General features: G+C 60.6%; 14 protein-coding genes and 1 pseudogene. 5 read left to right on the top strand and 10 right to left on the bottom strand.

Going from position 1 to position 18,171, the window contains the following annotated elements:
* Nucleotides 1-612, top strand: a pseudogene (locus LDL37_RS13895) (hypothetical protein); the annotation flags it as partial.
* Between the two features lie 2 nt (nucleotides 613-614).
* Here the strand turns inward: LDL37_RS13895 and LDL37_RS13900 are convergent.
* Nucleotides 615-1,196, bottom strand: a complete 582-nt coding sequence (locus LDL37_RS13900) for a hypothetical protein (protein WP_290799403.1) — start codon at nucleotides 1,194-1,196, stop codon at nucleotides 615-617.
* 255 nt (nucleotides 1,197-1,451) lie between these two features.
* On the opposite strand from LDL37_RS13900, the gene uvrA reads away from it, so the two are divergent.
* Nucleotides 1,452-4,334 (top strand): excinuclease ABC subunit UvrA, encoded by a 2,883-nt coding sequence (uvrA, locus tag LDL37_RS13905; RefSeq protein WP_290799427.1) that lies wholly within the window; start codon nucleotides 1,452-1,454, stop codon nucleotides 4,332-4,334.
* A gap of 92 nt (nucleotides 4,335-4,426) precedes the next feature.
* Nucleotides 4,427-5,281: a carbonic anhydrase family protein gene (locus LDL37_RS13910; RefSeq protein WP_290799405.1), complete on the top strand. Its 855-nt coding sequence runs from the start codon at nucleotides 4,427-4,429 to the stop codon at nucleotides 5,279-5,281.
* Here the strand turns inward: LDL37_RS13910 and LDL37_RS13915 are convergent, their stop codons facing one another.
* Both LDL37_RS13915 and LDL37_RS13920 read right to left on the bottom strand, forming a co-directional pair.
* Complete coding sequence (locus LDL37_RS13915) at nucleotides 5,282-6,181, bottom strand: hypothetical protein (RefSeq protein ID WP_290799407.1); 900 nt, start codon at nucleotides 6,179-6,181, stop codon at nucleotides 5,282-5,284. It abuts the gene before it with no gap.
* A 26-nt stretch (nucleotides 6,182-6,207) separates the two neighbouring features.
* Nucleotides 6,208-7,011 (bottom strand): hypothetical protein, encoded by an 804-nt coding sequence (locus LDL37_RS13920; protein WP_290799409.1) that lies wholly within the window; start codon nucleotides 7,009-7,011, stop codon nucleotides 6,208-6,210.
* A gap of 147 nt (nucleotides 7,012-7,158) precedes the next feature.
* Here LDL37_RS13920 and trmFO point away from each other — a divergent pair, with 147 nt between their 5' ends.
* Nucleotides 7,159-8,571, top strand: a complete 1,413-nt coding sequence (gene trmFO / locus LDL37_RS13925; protein WP_290799411.1) for a methylenetetrahydrofolate--tRNA-(uracil(54)-C(5))-methyltransferase (FADH(2)-oxidizing) TrmFO — start codon at nucleotides 7,159-7,161, stop codon at nucleotides 8,569-8,571.
* Between the two features lie 23 nt (nucleotides 8,572-8,594).
* Nucleotides 8,595-9,281, top strand: a complete 687-nt coding sequence (locus LDL37_RS13930; RefSeq protein WP_290799413.1) for a DUF1353 domain-containing protein — start codon at nucleotides 8,595-8,597, stop codon at nucleotides 9,279-9,281.
* A gap of 9 nt (nucleotides 9,282-9,290) precedes the next feature.
* Here LDL37_RS13930 and LDL37_RS13935 read toward each other — a convergent pair whose 3' ends face one another.
* The 7 genes from LDL37_RS13935 to LDL37_RS13965 form a co-directional block, all read right to left on the bottom strand.
* Nucleotides 9,291-9,989, bottom strand: coding sequence for a squalene/phytoene synthase family protein (locus LDL37_RS13935; protein ID WP_290799415.1), 699 nt, complete (start codon nucleotides 9,987-9,989; stop codon nucleotides 9,291-9,293).
* 92 nt (nucleotides 9,990-10,081) lie between these two features.
* On the bottom strand, nucleotides 10,082-12,673 hold the full coding sequence (gene secD, locus LDL37_RS13940) for a protein translocase subunit SecD (RefSeq protein ID WP_290799417.1): 2,592 nt from the start codon (nucleotides 12,671-12,673) through the stop codon (nucleotides 10,082-10,084).
* Nucleotides 12,674-12,784: 111 nt separating this feature from the next.
* Entirely contained in the window at nucleotides 12,785-13,084 is a 300-nt protein-coding gene (yajC, locus tag LDL37_RS13945; protein WP_290799419.1) for a preprotein translocase subunit YajC, read from the bottom strand.
* Nucleotides 13,085-13,225: 141 nt separating this feature from the next.
* The gene (locus LDL37_RS13950; RefSeq protein ID WP_290799421.1) at nucleotides 13,226-14,362 is read right to left on the bottom strand and encodes a peptidoglycan DD-metalloendopeptidase family protein; all 1,137 of its coding nucleotides are present in this window, start codon (nucleotides 14,360-14,362) and stop codon (nucleotides 13,226-13,228) included.
* A 160-nt stretch (nucleotides 14,363-14,522) separates the two neighbouring features.
* Complete coding sequence (locus tag LDL37_RS13955; protein WP_366509243.1) at nucleotides 14,523-15,308, bottom strand: IS5 family transposase; 786 nt, start codon at nucleotides 15,306-15,308, stop codon at nucleotides 14,523-14,525.
* A gap of 120 nt (nucleotides 15,309-15,428) precedes the next feature.
* Entirely contained in the window at nucleotides 15,429-16,250 is an 822-nt protein-coding gene (locus LDL37_RS13960) for a hypothetical protein (RefSeq protein WP_290799423.1), read from the bottom strand.
* Nucleotides 16,251-16,354: 104 nt separating this feature from the next.
* On the bottom strand, nucleotides 16,355-17,974 hold the full coding sequence (locus LDL37_RS13965) for a family 43 glycosylhydrolase (RefSeq protein WP_290799425.1): 1,620 nt from the start codon (nucleotides 17,972-17,974) through the stop codon (nucleotides 16,355-16,357).
* Nucleotides 17,975-18,171 lie beyond the last annotated feature (197 nt).

The following is an 18,171-nucleotide window of genomic DNA, read 5'->3' on the forward strand; positions in this document are numbered from 1 at the left end:
AACTCAACGACGGTGGATCGCCTGAGCCTGTCGTGCCCCACCGTTGCTGATCAGTGGGCGGCGCTTATCCCGACCGTGGCCAGCACGACGTGCACGGTGTCGAATGGCAACTATAACACCAGCAGCGTCAGCCTCAGCCCCGGTGTCTATTGCGGCTGGTTCAATTTCAACAATTCGTCGGCTACGGTCAGTTTTGCTCCCGGCCTGTACGTCATCCGCAGCGGCGGCTGGAACGTCAATGGCGGGACGTGGACGGGCAAGGGCGTGACCTTCTATTTCGAGGACACCTCGAAAATCCAGTTCAACTCCGGCATTTCCGCCGACCTGACCGCCCCCGACACGGGCACATACAAAAATCTGCTGTTCTTTGAGAAGCCGGGTCTGAGCAATACAGACTTTATTTTCAACAACGCCGTGGCCAACCATATGGACGGCGTGATCTGGCTGCCCAGCCGCAATGTCACTTTCAATGCACAATCAAAAATGAGCAACGACAAGTTGTCGATGGTGATGAACCGGCTGATCCTGAACAATACCACCTGGAACCTTGAACCCGTCACGGGGTCTTCCGGTACCGGTGGAGCTCTGACCAACATACGCCTGTTGAAATAGGTTCACTCCTGCGGGGTGTGTCTTTGTGGGTCTGAGCGACTGCGATTGACCCTTTGCCAGTATTCCGTGTTGCCCGGTTCGCTCTTGTAGCGACGCCGGAACGCATTGTCGTTGATCTGCTTGTCCCAATAGGGCTGATCTCCGGGCTTTACAGGCAAGGGGCGGTTTATCCCCTCGCCGCGCGCCGGACAGTCCGGCGGCAGGACGCTGCCCTCCATCAAGGCCCGGCGACAGGCCTGTGCGTGTCGCAAGGTCGCCCCCAGGGTCTCACGCGACACCGCATCAGCCGCTTCGGGCGGCGGCTCTCCCCTGACCGTCGTCAGGGGCGCGACCTCTGAGGGCGCGGCATTGAAAGTCTCCTGACGATGAGACGCCGATCGCGTCCGGCGCACCGGCCTTTCGGGCCGGGGCCCCTTACGGATGAGCACAGGTGGCACAAAGCCTATCTCGGTAATGACGGGGGACTCGACCGTGGTTTCCTCACGCCGTGACATCATGAACAACAGAGCCAGCACCAGATGCGCCGCGACGACGATCAGCGCCGCCAGCCCCACATGTCGCCATTGAATGATGTGATGCGCCATGCCGCCCCCGTCTCTGTCAGTTGAGCGAAACATTCCGGCCTTTGCGAGGCGGGCCACGGTCACAGTTTTTACAAAAGCGTTCGCAAAACGTTCTTGCGCCCCCTCCGCAAATCGGGCAGTGAACCCGCAAACCTCTGCTGACACTTTTTCGACACCGCCATTATACCTATATGGTGGAATGGCTTCCCCGGATGGATATGCGTAATGGCCGATAGCGGACACGACAAGGATATGCTGATGAGCAGCTCAAACCTGATGCAGGGCTTCATCAAGGTGCGCGGCGCGCGTGAGCATAATCTCAAGGGCGTCGATGTCGATATTCCGCGCGGCAAGCTGGTGGTGCTCACTGGCCTGTCGGGGTCGGGCAAGTCGTCACTCGCCTTCGACACCATCTATGCCGAGGGGCAGCGTCGCTACGTCGAGTCGCTATCGGCCTATGCGCGGCAATTTCTTGAGTTGATGTCGAAGCCGGATGTGGACCTGATCGAAGGCCTGTCGCCAGCCATTTCCATCGAGCAGAAGACCACCTCCAAAAACCCCCGCTCGACCGTCGGCACGGTAACGGAAATCCACGACTATATGCGCCTTCTGTGGGCGCGCACCGGCGTGCCCTATTCGCCCGCCACGGGCCTGCCCATCGAAAGCCAGACCATTTCGCAGATGGTCGATAAGATCATGGCCCTGCCCGAAGGGACGCGCCTGCTCCTGCTGGCCCCCTTCGTGCGCGGGCGCAAGGGCGAGTACAAGAAAGAAATCGCCGACCTTCAGCGTCAGGGCTTCCAGCGTCTGAAGATCGACGGTCAGTACTACGCCATCGAAGACGCCCCCAAGCTCGACAAGAAGTACAAGCACGATATCGACGTGGTGGTGGATCGCGTGGTCGTCAAGGGCGGGCTGATGCAGCGTCTGGCCGACAGTCTGGAAACGGCGCTGCGGCTGGCCGATGGTCTGGCCATCGCCGAATATGCCGACATCGCGGAAGGCGAAACCGAGCCGAAGCGTCTGATCTTTTCGGAAAAATTCGCCTGCCCGGTCTCCGGCTTTACCATTGCCGAGATCGAGCCGCGCCTGTTCTCGTTCAACAACCCCTTCGGCGCCTGCCCGACCTGCGACGGTCTGGGGGTCAAGCTGACCTTTGACCGCTCGCTGATCGTGCCCGATGAGTCGTTGAGCCTCAAGGACGGGGCCATTGCGCCGTGGGCCAAGGGCCCCTCGCCGCTCTACGCGCAGACGCTTGAAGCCCTGTCCGGGCATTACGGCTTCAAGATGGACACCAAATGGCGCGCCCTGACGCCCGAAGCGCAGGACGTGATTCTGCTGGGGTCCGGATCGGAAAAGATCAAGTTCGTCTATCAGGACGGCTCGCGGCGCTATGACGTGACCAAGCCGTTCGAAGGCGTCATCCCCAATATGGAGCGTCGCTACCGCGAAACCGACTCGTCGTGGGTGCGTGAGGACCTGAGTCGCTATCAGGCCGAAACCCCGTGTGAGGCCTGCGGCGGCAAGCGTCTCAAACCCGAAGCCCTGGCCGTCAAGGTCAATGCGAAGGACATCGCCGAAATCTCCAGCCTGTCGATCAAGAAGGCGCACGACTGGTTTGCCGATCTGCAAAACCATCTGACGGAAAAGCAGATGGATATTGCACGGCGCATTCTGAAGGAAATTCTTGACCGCCTGAACTTCCTCAATGCGGTCGGGCTGGACTATCTCAACCTGTCGCGCAATTCCGGCACCCTGTCGGGCGGCGAAAGCCAGCGTATCCGTCTGGCGTCGCAGATCGGTTCCGGCCTGACCGGCGTGCTCTACGTGCTGGATGAGCCCTCGATCGGCCTGCATCAGCGCGACAATGACCGTCTGCTCGACAGCCTGAAAGGCCTGCGCGACCTCGGCAATTCCGTGCTGGTAGTCGAACACGACGAAGACGCCATCCTCACCGCCGACTATGTGATCGACATGGGGCCGGCGGCGGGTGTGCACGGCGGTCAGGTGGTGGCCGAAGGCACACCCGAAGACATCAAGGCCAATGCCAACTCGCTGACCGGGCAATATCTGACCGGTAAACGTGAAATCCCGCTCTACTTCTCGAAGGACACGGACAATGAGCGCCGCCCCATCAACAAGAAGAAGATGCTGAAGGTCATCGGGGCGCGAGGCAACAATCTGAAAAACGTCACCGGCGAAATCCCGGTGGGGGTCATGACCTGCATCACCGGTGTTTCCGGCGGCGGCAAATCGACCTTCACGCTGGAAACCCTGCATAAGGCGGCGGCGCGACGCCTCAATAATGCCTCGGCCAATCCTGCCGCCCACGACAAGATCGAAGGGCTGGAGTTTTTCGACAAGGTGGTCGAGATCGACCAGTCGCCCATCGGCCGCACACCGCGTTCCAACCCGGCCACCTATACCGGGGCCTTTGGGCCGATCCGCGACTGGTACGCCGGCTTGCCGGAATCCAAGGCGCGCGGCTATGGACCGGGCCGCTTCTCCTTCAACGTCAAGGGTGGCCGCTGCGAAGCCTGTCAGGGCGACGGCGTCATCAAGATCGAGATGCACTTCCTTCCCGACGTCTATGTCACCTGCGATGTGTGCAAGGGCAAGCGCTATAACCGCGAGACGCTGGAGATCGTCTTCAAGGGCCATTCCATCGCCGATGTGCTGGACATGACGGTCGAGGAAGGGGCTGAGGCCTTCAAGGCCGTGCCGTCCATCCGCGACAAGCTGGAGACGCTGAAGCGCGTCGGGCTGGGCTATATCAAGATCGGCCAGCAGGCGACGACCCTGTCGGGCGGCGAGGCACAGCGCGTCAAGCTGTCGAAAGAGCTGTCGAAACGCGCCACGGGCAAGACCCTGTATATTCTCGATGAACCGACCACGGGCCTGCATTTCGAGGACACGCGAAAGCTACTGGAGGTGCTGCACGAACTGACCGATCACGGCAACACGACCGTGGTGATCGAGCACAATCTGGACGTCATCAAGACGGCCGACTGGCTGCTCGATTTCGGCCCGGAAGGCGGCGACGGCGGCGGCGAGATCGTGGCCTTTGGCACCCCGGAAAAGGTAGCGGACAATCCGAAATCGTGGACCGGCAAATACCTCAAAGACATTCTGGCCCGGCACAAGGCGCGGAAAAAATAGGGTTCAAACGCGGATCAGTGCCCAAAGTGAACACTGCGTTAACCCTGTTACGGCATTGAATCGAGCATCCTCACTCTCGATTCGAGTTCGCCATGCGCCGCCCTGTTTTGCTTTTTACGGTTGCTGCCTTTGCCCTGATGAGCGCGGGCCTGTCGTCCTGCGGCAAACCCAAGGCGGAACACGGCGATCCTCATGCCGAAGCCGCGGGTGAGCATGGCGGCGGTGATCACGGTGGGGATGGTCACGGTGCGGCCAAGGGCGACGTCACGCACTGGAGCTACGAAGGCGATGACGGCCCGGCGCACTGGGGCGATCTGAGCACTGAGAACAAGGCCTGCAAGACCGGCCCGCGTCAGTCGCCGATCAACCTCACCGGCGTGGCGGCCCCCAAATCGGTCAATCTGACGCTCGATTACACCTCATCCCCGGCCAAGATCCAGAATCTGGGGCACGCCATTCAGGTCTCCCCGACAGACGGCGGCGGTGTGGTGATGGACGGGGTGCGTTACAAATTGGTGCAGTTCCACTTCCACACCCCGTCCGAACACACGATCGACGGCCACCGTGCGGCTATCGAAACCCACTTTGTGCACAAGAATGACAAGGGCGACCTGCTGGTTATTGGCGTCCTTTCGGATGTCGGCGTGGCCGACCCGATGCTGGCCCCCATCTGGACGTGGCTGCCGACCGATCCGGGTCCGGCGGCCCTGATCCCCGACCTGCTGGTCAATGCGCGCGACCTGATGCCGGCGACCGAAGAATTTTACGCCTATTCCGGTTCGCTCACCACGCCGCCGTGCACGGAAAAGGTCACCTGGCTGGTCTATGCCTCGCCCCTGTCGATTTCGCCGGAACAGGTGGACGCCTATCAGCGCCTGACCGGCCCCAATGCGCGCCCGATCCAGCCGCCCCAGGGCCGTGACATCCTGCACCTTGTCGGTAGCTGATCAGGCGTTCGGCGTGTTTTTCAGGGTTTGATAGGCCGCAGCAACGGCACCGATCATGATCGCTGTGGTCAGAGGCGCGATCACGCCATTGACCGCCAGATAAACCCCCGTCAGCGGCTCCATAAGATTAGCCAATTGCGAGACGTCGGGTTGCGGCACGTCTTCGACGGACGTCACATCGCGGCCCGTGACCAGAACGGCCAGCGCCATATAGACGGTCTGCGCCAGCATACTAACCACCAGCGCCATCAGAAAGGCTACGGCAAAGCCGCCCAGCAGGGACCAGAAACGACCCTGCGTCAGTTTCAGGGAACCCGTCAGATTGAAATGGCCCTCATCGAAGCTCTGCACGCTGACCATAGACAGCCGCACCATTAGCCAGATGTTGAAGATCATGGCGGCGATGGCCGTCAGCACACCAATAACGGGGACGACGGCCTGAGACACCGCCCCGACCAGCAAAGACAGAAGACCACCCAATATGGCCAGAACGACGGTAATCAGAAGCGTCACTACGATAATGACCATAGCCAAAACGAAAGACAGCGCCATCTGACGCACCTCATCGGTCCCCAAACGCAGAAAACCGAACTGCGGCGAATGTCCGCCCAGCACGGCCCTATAGACAGCGCAGGTGATAATCGCCGAAAACACAAGGGTAACCATCAGGGCCAGCACATAGGCCGGCCCCAGACGCAGGAGCAACTCGGCTGCCTTTTCCGGCTCGTTCGGCACCTGCCCCTGAATGAGCGCATTCCATTCCGGACCGGCGACCGACATCAGCAAGGCCGTCGAAAGGATCAAAGCCACCAGCAGAACGGCCCCCCACCACGCAATCAGGATGGGCCGCTCACGGATGATACGGAAGCCTTCAAAGGCAAAATCAACGGAGGAGGCCATGCACGGAACCGGGGAAAGAGAACTGCCTATCCCTTAGCGCGAAGTGCGCTGATTTGCCTATAGGCTGAGGCCAAAAAAGCGATGCTGAGCGGCATGAAGACGCCAACGCCCAGCGCCAGATTGATCACGCCCCCCAGAGGCAGCCCGGCCACGATCATCAGCGGCGGCATCAGGCTGCTGAGGACGATAAACGGCAGCAGGATATAGACGTAACCCAGGCCCAGCTTGACCGTCTGGCCCGAAGACAGGCTGAGCGCATTGAGCGACACCAGCCGATGTTCAGCCACCGTGGCGGCGCGGTGCAGCCACAGCTTCACCGTCAGGATGCTGAGCGTCAAAAGAACGGCGATAATCGCAAGGCCGACCACGACCCCTTGCGGTTGCGCCCCTTCGATCAGGGTGCGCAGCAAAGCCTGCGGCGTGCGATAGCTGTCTTCGGGCAGGCCCGCCGCCCCCATAAACAGGGCCAGCACGACGGCCCCCGCGATAAACACGATGGACCAGAACAGCAGGACCAGCGCGCTGGCCCCCAGCAGGCGACGTTCGGCCCGGCCGAACTGCAAGCCGCCAAAGCCCAGACCTTCGGCCGCGGCAAAGCGCTCCCCGAACAGGGCGACGCGGTACAACGCGCCTGCCGCCGCCGTGTGCGCGATCACGCCGACCACGATCAGGCCGCGCCGCACCCACACATCCAGATGCGGCAAATGCCCCAGCAGCAGTACGACAAACAGAACACCCAGAACCGGGCCCGCCTTACGCCACAACAGCGGCAGGCTCTGCCCGGCCGTCTTCAGCGCACCGATCAGATGAAAGGCCGTGCCGAAACTCATTGTCGAAATCCCCAAAAGCCCGATAACCCGCAGCGTTAACCCTAAGCAGGGCCCACTGTTAAACAAATCCTTTCCCTTTAAAAGGGCAAAGGCATCGCGTCCGATGTTTTTCATCGAGACCGTGACATCGTCATACGATCTCATTATATGACCCGCATGACAGTCCAACCCGTACACATTATCGGCGGCGGCCTTGCCGGTTCCGAAGCCGCCTGGCAACTGGCTCAGGCCGGTGTTCCCGTCATTATTCACGAGATGCGCGGCGTCAAACCGACCGACGCGCACCAGACCGACGGCCTCGCCGAACTGGTCTGTTCCAACTCGTTCCGCTCGGACGACTGGGAATATAATGCCGTGGGCCTGCTGCACGCCGAGATGCGGCGCGGCAACTCGCTGATCATGGCCTGTGCCGACACGCATCAGGTGCCCGCCGGGGGTGCGCTGGCCGTTGACCGTGAAGGTTTTTCGCAGGCCGTCACCGCCGCGCTGACGGCGCATCCGCTGGTGACCCTCCTGCGCGAGGAAGTCACCTCGCTGAAAGACAAGGGCTGGAAAAACGTCATCTGCGCTACGGGTCCGCTGACCTCGGAATCCCTGTCCGAGGTCATTCTGGAACTGACCGGCGAAGGCCACCTCAGCTTTTTTGACGCCATCGCCCCTATTGTCCACGCCGAAAGCATCGACATGTCGATTGCGTGGCGGCAGTCGCGCTACGACAAGGAAGGCCCCGGTGGCGACGCGGCGGCCTATATCAACTGCCCCATGACGAAGGACCAGTACGAGGCCTTTGTCGATGCCCTGTTGACCGGCCCCAAGGCCGATTTCAAGGAATGGGAGCACGTCCCCTATTTCGACGGCTGCCTGCCCATCGAGGTGATGGCTGAACGCGGCCGCGAAACCCTGCGCTATGGCCCGATGAAGCCGGTGGGCCTGACCGACCCCAACAATCCCACGGTTAAACCTCATGCGATTGTTCAGCTTCGGCAGGATAATGCCTTGGGAACACTGTATAATCTGGTTGGTTTCCAGACCAAGCTGAAACACGGGGCTCAGGCCGAGGTCTTCCGCATGATCCCCGGCCTTCAGAACGCGCAATTTGCGCGTCTGGGCGGGCTGCACCGCAACACCTTCATCCAGTCGCCCAAGGTGCTGGGGACCGATCTGCGGCTTAAGCGCCTGATCGGTGAGCGGTCTTTGCGCTTTGCCGGGCAGATCACCGGCGTCGAAGGCTATGTCGAAAGCGCCGCCATGGGTCTTCTGGCCGGACGCTTCGCTGCCGCCGAAGCGAGAGGCGAAACCCTGCCGCCGCCGCCGCCGACCACGGCATTGGGGGCCTTGATCGGGCACATCACCGGCGGGCATCTGGCCGACGAAAAGGCGTCTTTCCAGCCTATGAATATCAACTATGGACTCCTGCCGCCGATGGAGGCCCCGAAGTTCGATGAAGACGGCAAGAAGATCCCCGTCAAGGATCGTACCCGCGCCAAGAAACGCCAGATGAGCGTTCGGGCCTTGCGCGATATCGAGACGTGGTTAAAAACAGAGGCGGTTCCGGCTTGAGTGCCGTCTGACATGTGTGTGTGATGAAAGCCCTCGCCCCTCTTCTTGCTCTGTCCGTTCTGAGCCTAAGCGCCTGCGCCACGACCGAGACGCCACCGGTCGTGGCGGTTCCCGTTGTTGTGCCTTCTTCGCTGCAACCGCAGCCCGTTCTTCTGTTCGACGTGCAAAAGGAAGGGCGCAAGCTCTATACTCTGAACGACGAATTCCCTTATTGCGACAAGCTGACGGGCAAGGTGGTGGTGGTACCAAAATGGTTCCGCACCGACTTCGCGTCCGTGCCGTGGTTCGGGCAGTTTGCCGTCAATACGGACGGGCCGACCATCCGCGCCGCCATTGTCCACGACTGGCTCTATGCCATCGGGGAACCGGGTAAGCGTCAGGACGCCGACGACATCTTCTATCGCGCCATGCGCAAATGGGGCGTCAGCGAGATCGAGGCCCGCATCGCCTATAATGCGGTGCGTACCGGCGGTGAAAAGGGCTATGGGCTGGCGTCGGACTGGGTATTCGTCAACCCGGCCTTCCCGTCGGCGCGCTTCCCGGCCCCGTTTGCCAAGCCGAAAACCGGCGTGATCATGACCCTGCCGCAGTGTAAGGGATTTGAAGAGATGGTGGCCAAGGGCTGGAAGGCCTATCCGCTGTATCCGGCCCCCGTGACGCCGACCGTGTCGCAACCGCCGAAAAAGAAGCCGATATTCGGGATTGGGTAAGGCTTCGATTTAAATCCGGCCGGTCACAAACGCCCATAGCAGTTTCAAACGCACCGACAGGGCACTACGTACACGACCCTGCCACAGACCGGCAGCCACCGCCGTCGGCAACACCAAGGGCAACAGGGCCGGCGGCACGCGCTTCATCCCCTGACGCGCCTCACGGTACAGATGACGCCCCTCTTCCGCGCCCGCTTCCTCGGCGTTCAAACGGCCCGCCACCTTGAGCGTCGCCAGAGTCTGAAACCTCGCCGGGATGAGCAGGCACGCCGCATCGGCCGCCGGTTCCAGCACCTTCGCCGCCTGGGCCAATACGACGGCCTGCCCCTTGTCGGCCACGCTCAAAGCGTCGCGCAAGGACAGGCGACCATCCAGTTGTAAGCGGTGGGGCTCAATGGCGTCGATTAATGCCTGCATATCAAGGGCATGGCGTTCGGCCACGTCGGCCAGCGCCGCGCTCAGCGGATGATAACGCACCTTACGCCCATCGCGGATTTCCTCCAGCGCCTCAACCCACCACGTATAGCGGATATCGCCCAGTAGCGGTTCGGAGACGCGGGCCGGGACATCGCGCAGCACCTCGGCAAAGGCCAACAGCGCCAGCACGTCGCCCCGCTTCTGCGCATCCTCGATGAAGTTTGCGGCCAGACACACGACTTCATCGCGCGGTACGGTTTCGTCTTCGGGCAAGATCGGGGAGTCGGACATGCCCTGCCCTTACCCTGCCGCACACCAAAAGCAACAAAAAACCGCCCTGCCAAAAGGACAGGGCGGTCAATTGTCAGCCTGGCAGACCCGCTTTAAGGCTGCGGGGCCTTTTTGCCCTTGAAGCCGCCGACATCAACGACCTCGGCTTCGGCCGCATTGCGGTTGACGCCCCACAGCAGGATGACAGGGGCCGCCACATAGATCGACGAATAGGTGCCGATAATGATACCGAAGATCAGCGCCACCGAGAAGGAGAACAGCGCCTCACCGCCCAGAACCGCCAGACCGGTCAACGCCATGACCGCCGTCACCCCGGTGATGATGGTGCGCGACAAGGTTTCGTTGATCGACAGGTCGATCACGTCCTTAAGCGGCAGCTTCTTGTACTTACGCAGGTTTTCACGGATACGGTCGAACACGACGACGGTGTCGTTCATCGAATAGCCGATGATGGTCAGGATGGCCGCGACCGCCGTCAGGGTGAATTCCAGACGGAAGACAGCGAAGAGGCCGAAGGTCAGGATGACGTCGTGCATCAGGCCAACAACCGCCCCCATGCCGAACTGCCATTCAAAGCGGAACCAGATATAGACCATCATAAGGCCGATGGCGAAGACCAGCGCCAGAATACCGCCGGTGAAAAGCTCACCCGACACCTTCGGACCTACCACAGTGGCCGGTTTGAAGCTGGCGTCCGGGAACTGCGCCTTGATCGAGGTCTGCACGCGATCCAGTGCCGCCTGCGCGTTGGTCGTCGGCGACTCGAAGCGGATCATGGCGTCCTGACCCGACTGCCCGGCGCCTTGCACCTGCACGTCGTGCAGGTCCAGCGTATCGAGTGTGCTACGCAGCTTGGCCAGATCAATGGTGGATTTCTGCGACATTTCGAGGATGGTGCCACCCTTGAAATCGACGCCGCAATTCAGACCGCCGCACGGCGGCGTGGCTGGCCAGATGGTGAAGAACAGCGAACCCACGACCAGAACGATAGAGATAATCCCGGCCAACTTCGAGAAACGCACAAAGCCAAAATTCGTCTTTTGCGGCAGTATCTTGATCAGCGGCCACACGCCCTTACCGTCCGCGGCCTGAATCGGCAGGGTCTTGGGGCGACGGGCATGATACCACCAGGCCAGCAGCAGTTGCGTCACCATAACGGCCGAGAAGACCGAGGTGATAACGCCCAGCGACAGGGTCCAGGCGAAGCCGCGCACCGGACCGGCCCCGAAGAAGAACATGATCGCCGCCGCGCCGAGCGAGGTCAGGTTGGCGTCGATAATGGTTTCCATGGCCTTGGAGAAACCGGCATCCAGCGCGCCGATCACGTTACGGCCCGCGCGAATTTCGTCGCGCATCCGTTCATAGATCAGCACGTTGGCGTCAACGGCCACGGCCAGAGTCAGGATCAGACCGGCAATACCCGGCAGGGTCAGGGTCGCCTGCGTCACCGACATACCGGCGATAATCAGGATCAGGTTGACGATCAGAGCAGCAATGGAAATGCCGCCGAACAGCCAGCCATAGGCCAGCAGCATAAAGATCAGCACCGAGATAAAGGCGATAATCGTCGAAAGCTGGCCCTTGGCCACCGAGTCGGCCCCCAGTTCAGCCGAAACCACGCGCTGTTCTTCGATGTTCAGCGGCGCGGTCAGCGCCCCGCCATTCAGCACATTGACCAGTTCCGAGGCTTCCTGAACGGTGAAGTTACCCGTGATCTGACCCGAACCGCCGGTAATGGCACTGATGATGCGCGGCGCGGAAACGACCTTGCCGTCGAGGATGATGGCGAACGGACGACCGATATTTTGCGACGTGGCTTCACCGAACTTGCGCGCCCCTTCGCCGTCAAAACGGAAGCCGATGGCCGGGCGGTTGCTCTGGTCAGTATCGACAAAGGCCTTGGTCAGGTTTTCACCCGAAACGATTACGCGCTTCTTGACGACCATGGACGGCGGCAAGGTCGGGTCGGAGGTGGGCAGCAGTTCGGAGCCCGGCGGCACACGACCGGCGGCTACATCCGCCGGCGATGCCGACTCGTCCACCATCTGGAAGGTCAGCTTGGCGGTCGTACCGATCACGCGCTTGAGCTGCTCCGGGTCGCTTTCGCCGGGGGCCTGCACGACGATGCGATTGGTGCCCTGACGGATGATGGTGGGTTCGCGCGTCCCCAGATTATCGACGCGGCGACGCACGGTTTCAATGGACGCGTCCACGGCGCCGGACGAAGCGGCGGCCTTGCCTTCCTTGGTGTAGGTCAGGTGAATGACCTGATCGGCTTCCTTGGTGATGGCCACATCGCGCGCCGACGGATTATTGACCAGCGGATTGGACAGCGGCGTCAGGGCGGTCAGGGCGGCATCGACACGCCCGGCTTCGTTGATACGAACGCTGACCACATCGCCCTGAGCGGTGAGACTGCCGAAGGCGATACCGGCACCGCGCAGACGGTCGCGCGTCTCTTCGGTCAGGTTCTTGATCTTGTCCCGCGCCAAAGCCTCCGTATCGACCTCAAGCAGAAGGTGCGAGCCCCCTTGCAGGTCGAGACCGAGGTTCAGGCCGTTTTTCGGCAGGAACCCATACTGGTCAAGGACCGTTTTTGGCAGGAGGTTGGGCAGCGAAAACCATATCCCCAGCAGGGTGACGAGCGTCACCAGGGTGATTTTCCAGCGGGACAATTGCATCATGATCGTTACGACCCTTTAGCTCCCGCTGTAAAAAGTTCGCGGGAACGGGTTGAATAAAAACACAAAAAGCCTGTCTGACGGATCAGACAGGCCTAGAGGGACTAAAGGCGCTTAGGCGGCCTTGTCATTGGCCGGGGCGGGTTCGCCCTTGGTGCGGACTTCGGCGATCATCGACTTGACGACCGGCACATTCACGCCCGACGCAATCTCCACCATCACCTGGGTCTCTTCGACGCGGGTGATCTTGCCGATCATGCCGTTCGACAGCACGACCGTGTCGTTGCGCTTGACGGCATTGAGTTGCGCCTGATGTTCCTTGGCGCGCTTTTGCTGCGGGCGGATGATGAGGAAGTACATCAGGACGAAGATCGCCACGAAGGGCAGAAGCTGAACAAGTGCGGCAGTATCCAAGACCGGGGTCTCCGTTTAGGCCCGCCAGCGGCAGGCAGGAAATAGGGTTGCGCCATACATAGGCACACAGATTAAAAGGTCAATGCGCTTTTTACGGCTTCCTTACGCGTGCAATGCTTTGGGCAGGCAATGGAACCTGCCTCAGGGAAGAACCAGCGTCGGATCAAAGGGCTTGGCGATTTCGGAGGACGGGGTGTAGCGCACCTCGAAATGCAGTTGTGGCCGGTCCACCGCCCCCGACTTGCCCATGGTGCCGACGGCCTGCCCCTGAGCGACCTTTTGTCCGGACTTCACGCTGACCTTACCGAGGTGCGAATAGCCGGTGTAGAAGCCATCGGCATGACGGATATAGACCGTATTGCCGAGCTCCTTAACCTGATCGCCGACATAGACCACCGTACCTTCATCGGCGGCCACAATATCCACCCCTTCCGGGCCGCCGATATTGATACCGTCATTGCGCACATTCGGGGCCAACTGGCCATAACGCACCAGCACATTCCCCTTGTACGGCCAGACAAAGCGCCCCTTGCCCAGCTTGACGATTCCCGCCGTATCGGAAGGCAGCGTTTTCGGTGTCTCAACAGGCTTTGATGGTGCCGACGTCGGAGCGGTTACAACCGGTTTTGCGACAGGTGGGGTCACCACAGGTGCCGTGGCCACAGGTGCCGACACGACCGGCTTGGGTGCGGGCGGCGTCACGGCAGGTTTCGGCGCATCGGCCTGCGCCACCACCGCCTTGACACGCTCAGGCGCGGGCCCGGAGGCATAGGCTTCCACGCCTTTATCCTTGGCACCTTCGGGCAGCAAAATCTTCTGACCGATATGGGTCACCGAGTCCGAGGCCAAACCGTTCATCTTGTACAGGGTCTGCACCGGCACGCCAAAACGCCGCGACACGCCAAACAGCGTATCCTTGGCCTGAAGCGTATAGACAAACCCGGCCCGGCTGTCGTGCACCGGCAGGGTCGCCGTGGGCTTCGGAGCAGACGGCGCAGGCTTCGTCGCAACCGTGTTGGCCGGAGGCGGCGGCGGTGGCGGGGGAGGCAACTCCGTGGTCGTAATCCCGCCCTTGGAGCCCAACGGCTGAATCCCCGTTGGCTCCTCGACCGGTGCCGGGGACGGCTCCGCCGATGCGGGCTGCGGCGCTTCGGCGACCGGCCTGTTTTCCATATAGATGGGATATTTCGGCGTCTGGGGCATCACCGTACAAGCCGAAAGGGCCGCTGCGGTTACCACCGGCAGGACAAAAACGGAAATTCGCTTGAAGGTGCGCATGAGGGTCTCCGGAGCGTCAGTAGTCTCGCGCCTTTATGACCGAACTATGGATAATGAAAGATTACCGCAACGCACATCTGTTGAGGATTTGCAAGGGAAGGCGCCGCAGATATGGGCCACAGATTTATATATAATGAATATGATCTTTTAATTCTGATAATTAGGCTGTGTGGACGAATTTGACCAAGCAAAGTCCGGCGGCGAAACTGATTATAGATCGGATGTTTCGCTCTGTTTTTTCGCAGCGTAGGGCGATGCGCTTGAAGCGTTTGAGACGACCGAAGGCCTGCTCGATGCGGGCTCTGGCCTTGTAAAGAGCCTTGGCGAAGACGGCGGGCTTATCCTGTTCGTTGTCTTTGTGAGGGATGACCGGGACAATGCCTCTCGCCCTTGCGGCTGCTCGGTTGGCTTTGCTGGAATAGCCTTTGTCTCCAATGGCTGCGCGTGGATCATTGTCCGGACCGAGATCGAGCAGGGTTTCAAAGTGTTTTGCGTCGGACGCTTCACCACCTGTCAGGTCGAAGGCGATGAGGTTCCCGGTCTTGTCCGCTTTGGCGTGGATTTTTCGTGGTGAAGCCCCCACGAGACCGCCCGAGTGCCTGGCCTTCCTGCCCGACGGCGTTGCACCCGCTGCCGAGACATGGGCGCGCACGATAGTGGAGTCGAACATCTGCACCAGGTGCGCCGTGGGGCTCAGGCTTGCCAGTGCATCGAAGAAAGCCTCAAAAACACCGGCTTTGCTCAAGCGCTCGAACCGTTTCCACACGCTGTTCCAGTGGCCGAAACGTTCCGGCAAGGCCCGCCAGCGAACGTTCTCCACCGCAAAGAAATGCAGGGCCTCAAGAAACAGTTTGTCGTCCGCGCCCTTGCGACCTCGCCGTGGGAGACAGGCTCGAAAGACCGTCAACGTGTGCACCCAGTCCTCTTCTGTCATCCGTGTTGACATCGATTCCAACCTTGTTCCAGTCGGAACCCTATGAATCACAACAGATTCTCCTTGAGAATTCTATTTCTTCATCTCAACAAAATTCGTCCACACGGCCTAAGAAAATTTTGCCTCATCAATTTAAAAAATTTCTCCGTAAACTTGGCCACCACTAAGTATCACAACTTCATGGCCATTTTTTCGGACTGCATTGCCCGGCGCCCCACCGACACGAGAAAGACTCTGGCCAGGCATTGCGGCATTGCCGCCCGCCCCGCCTACAACGCCGCGTGTCCCGCCGCTTCCGCCGCCGCCCGGCGAACCCACGCGACCCAGAGCGCCCACTTCAAAATAACCGGTGTCGGACGCTCGCGCACTACCGCCGAGGCCCGGGTCTCCGTTGGGAAAACCACCGCCTCCACCGCTGCCGCCCAGTCCTGCTGCTGCCTCAGCTCCGGCCCCGCCACCGCCGCCGCCTTTGACCGACGCGCCTTTAAGGATCACGATGGTCATCGGGGCCTGCACTGAAATGGCATCACCGCCCTTGCCGCCATCGCTGGGGGCCGGATCGCCACCATTGCCCCCCCGACCACCGCCGCCATAGACATTCCCACGCACCACCAGCCAGATTTCAGCTGTTTCGGGCCATTGACCACTGACAAGCGCAGGGCCGCCATCCACGCCCTTCTTTCCGCCTGGCAAGCCCGTAATCACCGCCTTGGCCGGCACTTCAAAAATGAAATCCGCCTTGGCCCCGCCATCATAACCAGCCTTATCGGCCATGTCTCGGAGGTTCCCCGCAGAGGTCACAGAAATAACCTTTGGATCAAAGTCCGCCTTGGTTTCCGGCATCTCATCCAGTGACTTGACCTGCGCCCATGTGGCACCCGTAGGCATACCAACTCCGAGCGACACGGCCAGCGACAGGGCCATCAGCCCGCATTTCAAAAGACCCGGTTTCACCGCTCTCTCTCCCCATAGGCGCTTCTGAAACAGGTCAGAAAGGTATCAAAAAAAAAACAGGCTTGGCTAAACATTGCAGGTGACATATCCCTCACGCCTCCACCCTATTCCATCGGCGCACAAATCGGCGACGCCGGAACCTTTGTATCCGCCGCCTCAACCAGAACGGCCTTTGGATAGAGGGCCTCCCATTCCTGAACAGCTACGGCGGCATTGGTTTTCCCATCGGTTGAGGCGTCAAACACCGCCTTCAGGCAACGTGTGGTAACCGGATCGAAGGCCACTTCGGTCCAGTTCCCGACCTCTGCCGTTGGATAGCTGGCGGAAATCGCCTTCCAGTCCTTTTCGGCGTCTGACCAGTATTCGAGGTGCCAGGCCCTGGGCGGCGCCACGCCTATACCGGAACCGGCCGGCTGATCGGCCCAGAAATAGAGGCGTGTTCCGTTGAATTTCAGCGGCTGCTCCCACTGATAGACCAGCCACTGCTGCTTCGGATTGTTCGGCGACCACGTCCCCCAGGTATCCGGCGGCAACGGCGCTTCGCGCACCTTGCCGTCATTAAGGGCGCGGATCCAGTATTGCACCGGCACAGGTGAATTCGACGCCACGATGCGTGCCGCCGGGGCCAGATTACGCTGAGGCTGCGGGACGGGTGCCGGCGCACGGGTCTGTTCGACTTTTTCAATAAGTGGCGGGTTTACGCTGTCGTCCCACGACAATTCATCGACGGCGACCGAGCGACGGAAGTGCCCGCCACCTTTGGCATCGGCCGTATGATAGGCGATGTACCACTTGCCCTTGAACTCGGAAATGCCCGGATGCGAGGTCGTCGAAGATACGGGATCGAGCACAACCCCGCGATAGGTCCACGGCCCCAGGGGCGAGGTCGCTGTGCCATAGGCTATGCAGGCATAATAGACGGCCTCGGTACATTCCGAGTTCGGCCCCGCCGTGTTCCCGGCATAGGCCATGTAATAGATGCCCTTGCGCTTGAAAATCCACGGCGCTTCAAAAAAACCTTTCAGACCTGTGACATCGACAGGTGCCCCCTTGAACGTCACCATGTCACGTTCCAGTTCAACGCCTTTCAGGCGACCAAACGTCCCCCAATAGAGGTACACTCGGCCATCCTCATCGACCAGCACAGTCGGATCGATATTCTGAATATCGTTTTTAACCGGATAGGACTGTGACACGATCGGCCCGGAGGGGTGGGCATCGACCCAAGGCCCGGTGGGACTGTCGGACACGGCCACACCGATAGCAAAACCGTCCTTGTTGGTTGAGCCCTTCTGCATCACCGGTGCATAGAGATAGAAGCGCTTATCCGGCCCTTGCACGATCTGCGCGGCATAGGCGCGGCCGGGTGTCGCCCATTTGAATACCGCATCCGGCTTCAGGAAGTGCGGATAATGGGTCCATTTGCCGGACTTAGGGTCATCGGTGACCAGCATCTGCCATTCGGGCATGATGAAGTCGTTGACACCCGGCTCCGCCGTGTCGCGCCCGGTGAGTATGTAGAGCTTGCCATCGGCCACCAGAGTCGCCGGATCAGTCGTGTAGTCCTGACCATCCAACAGTATGGGGTTGTGGGTCGTCGCCACCTGTCGCGCCTCAAGAGCCGGAGCGGCCAGGGCCGAGCCACCGAAGCCTGCCAGACTAGTCAGGAGACTGGCCCCGGTGAACAGAGCCTTACACGCGGTCGTCATGAGGACAGGGCGCACGGAAACCTCATCGAAATGTCAGACATAATGGATTATTTATACCGTATACCAATTTTAATGCAAGCCATTCTGGCTAATCCGCGAACCTGTGGACCAGGACCCCATCACGTTCCTTCTTGCGCCGCATCATTGCATATTGTATACGGTATATATTCTTACGCAAGCAGTTGGAGTAAACAATGAAAGTCGATTGGCGC

Source organism: Asticcacaulis sp. (assembly GCF_020217185.1).
GTDB lineage: Bacteria > Pseudomonadota > Alphaproteobacteria > Caulobacterales > Caulobacteraceae > Asticcacaulis.

Coding starts and splice junctions, on each gene's coding strand:
- LDL37_RS13900 (WP_290799403.1), bottom strand. CDS start 1,196: ATGGCGCATCACATCATTCAATGGCGACATGTGGGGCTGGCGGCGCTG.
- uvrA (WP_290799427.1), top strand. CDS start 1,452: ATGCAGGGCTTCATCAAGGTGCGCGGCGCGCGTGAGCATAATCTCAAG.
- LDL37_RS13910 (WP_290799405.1), top strand. CDS start 4,427: ATGCGCCGCCCTGTTTTGCTTTTTACGGTTGCTGCCTTTGCCCTGATG.
- LDL37_RS13915 (WP_290799407.1), bottom strand. CDS start 6,181: ATGGCCTCCTCCGTTGATTTTGCCTTTGAAGGCTTCCGTATCATCCGT.
- LDL37_RS13920 (WP_290799409.1), bottom strand. CDS start 7,011: ATGAGTTTCGGCACGGCCTTTCATCTGATCGGTGCGCTGAAGACGGCC.
- trmFO (WP_290799411.1), top strand. CDS start 7,159: ATGACCCGCATGACAGTCCAACCCGTACACATTATCGGCGGCGGCCTT.
- LDL37_RS13930 (WP_290799413.1), top strand. CDS start 8,595: ATGAAAGCCCTCGCCCCTCTTCTTGCTCTGTCCGTTCTGAGCCTAAGC.
- LDL37_RS13935 (WP_290799415.1), bottom strand. CDS start 9,989: ATGTCCGACTCCCCGATCTTGCCCGAAGACGAAACCGTACCGCGCGAT.
- secD (WP_290799417.1), bottom strand. CDS start 12,673: ATGATGCAATTGTCCCGCTGGAAAATCACCCTGGTGACGCTCGTCACC.
- LDL37_RS13950 (WP_290799421.1), bottom strand. CDS start 14,362: ATGCGCACCTTCAAGCGAATTTCCGTTTTTGTCCTGCCGGTGGTAACC.
- LDL37_RS13955 (WP_366509243.1), bottom strand. CDS start 15,308: ATGTCAACACGGATGACAGAAGAGGACTGGGTGCACACGTTGACGGTC.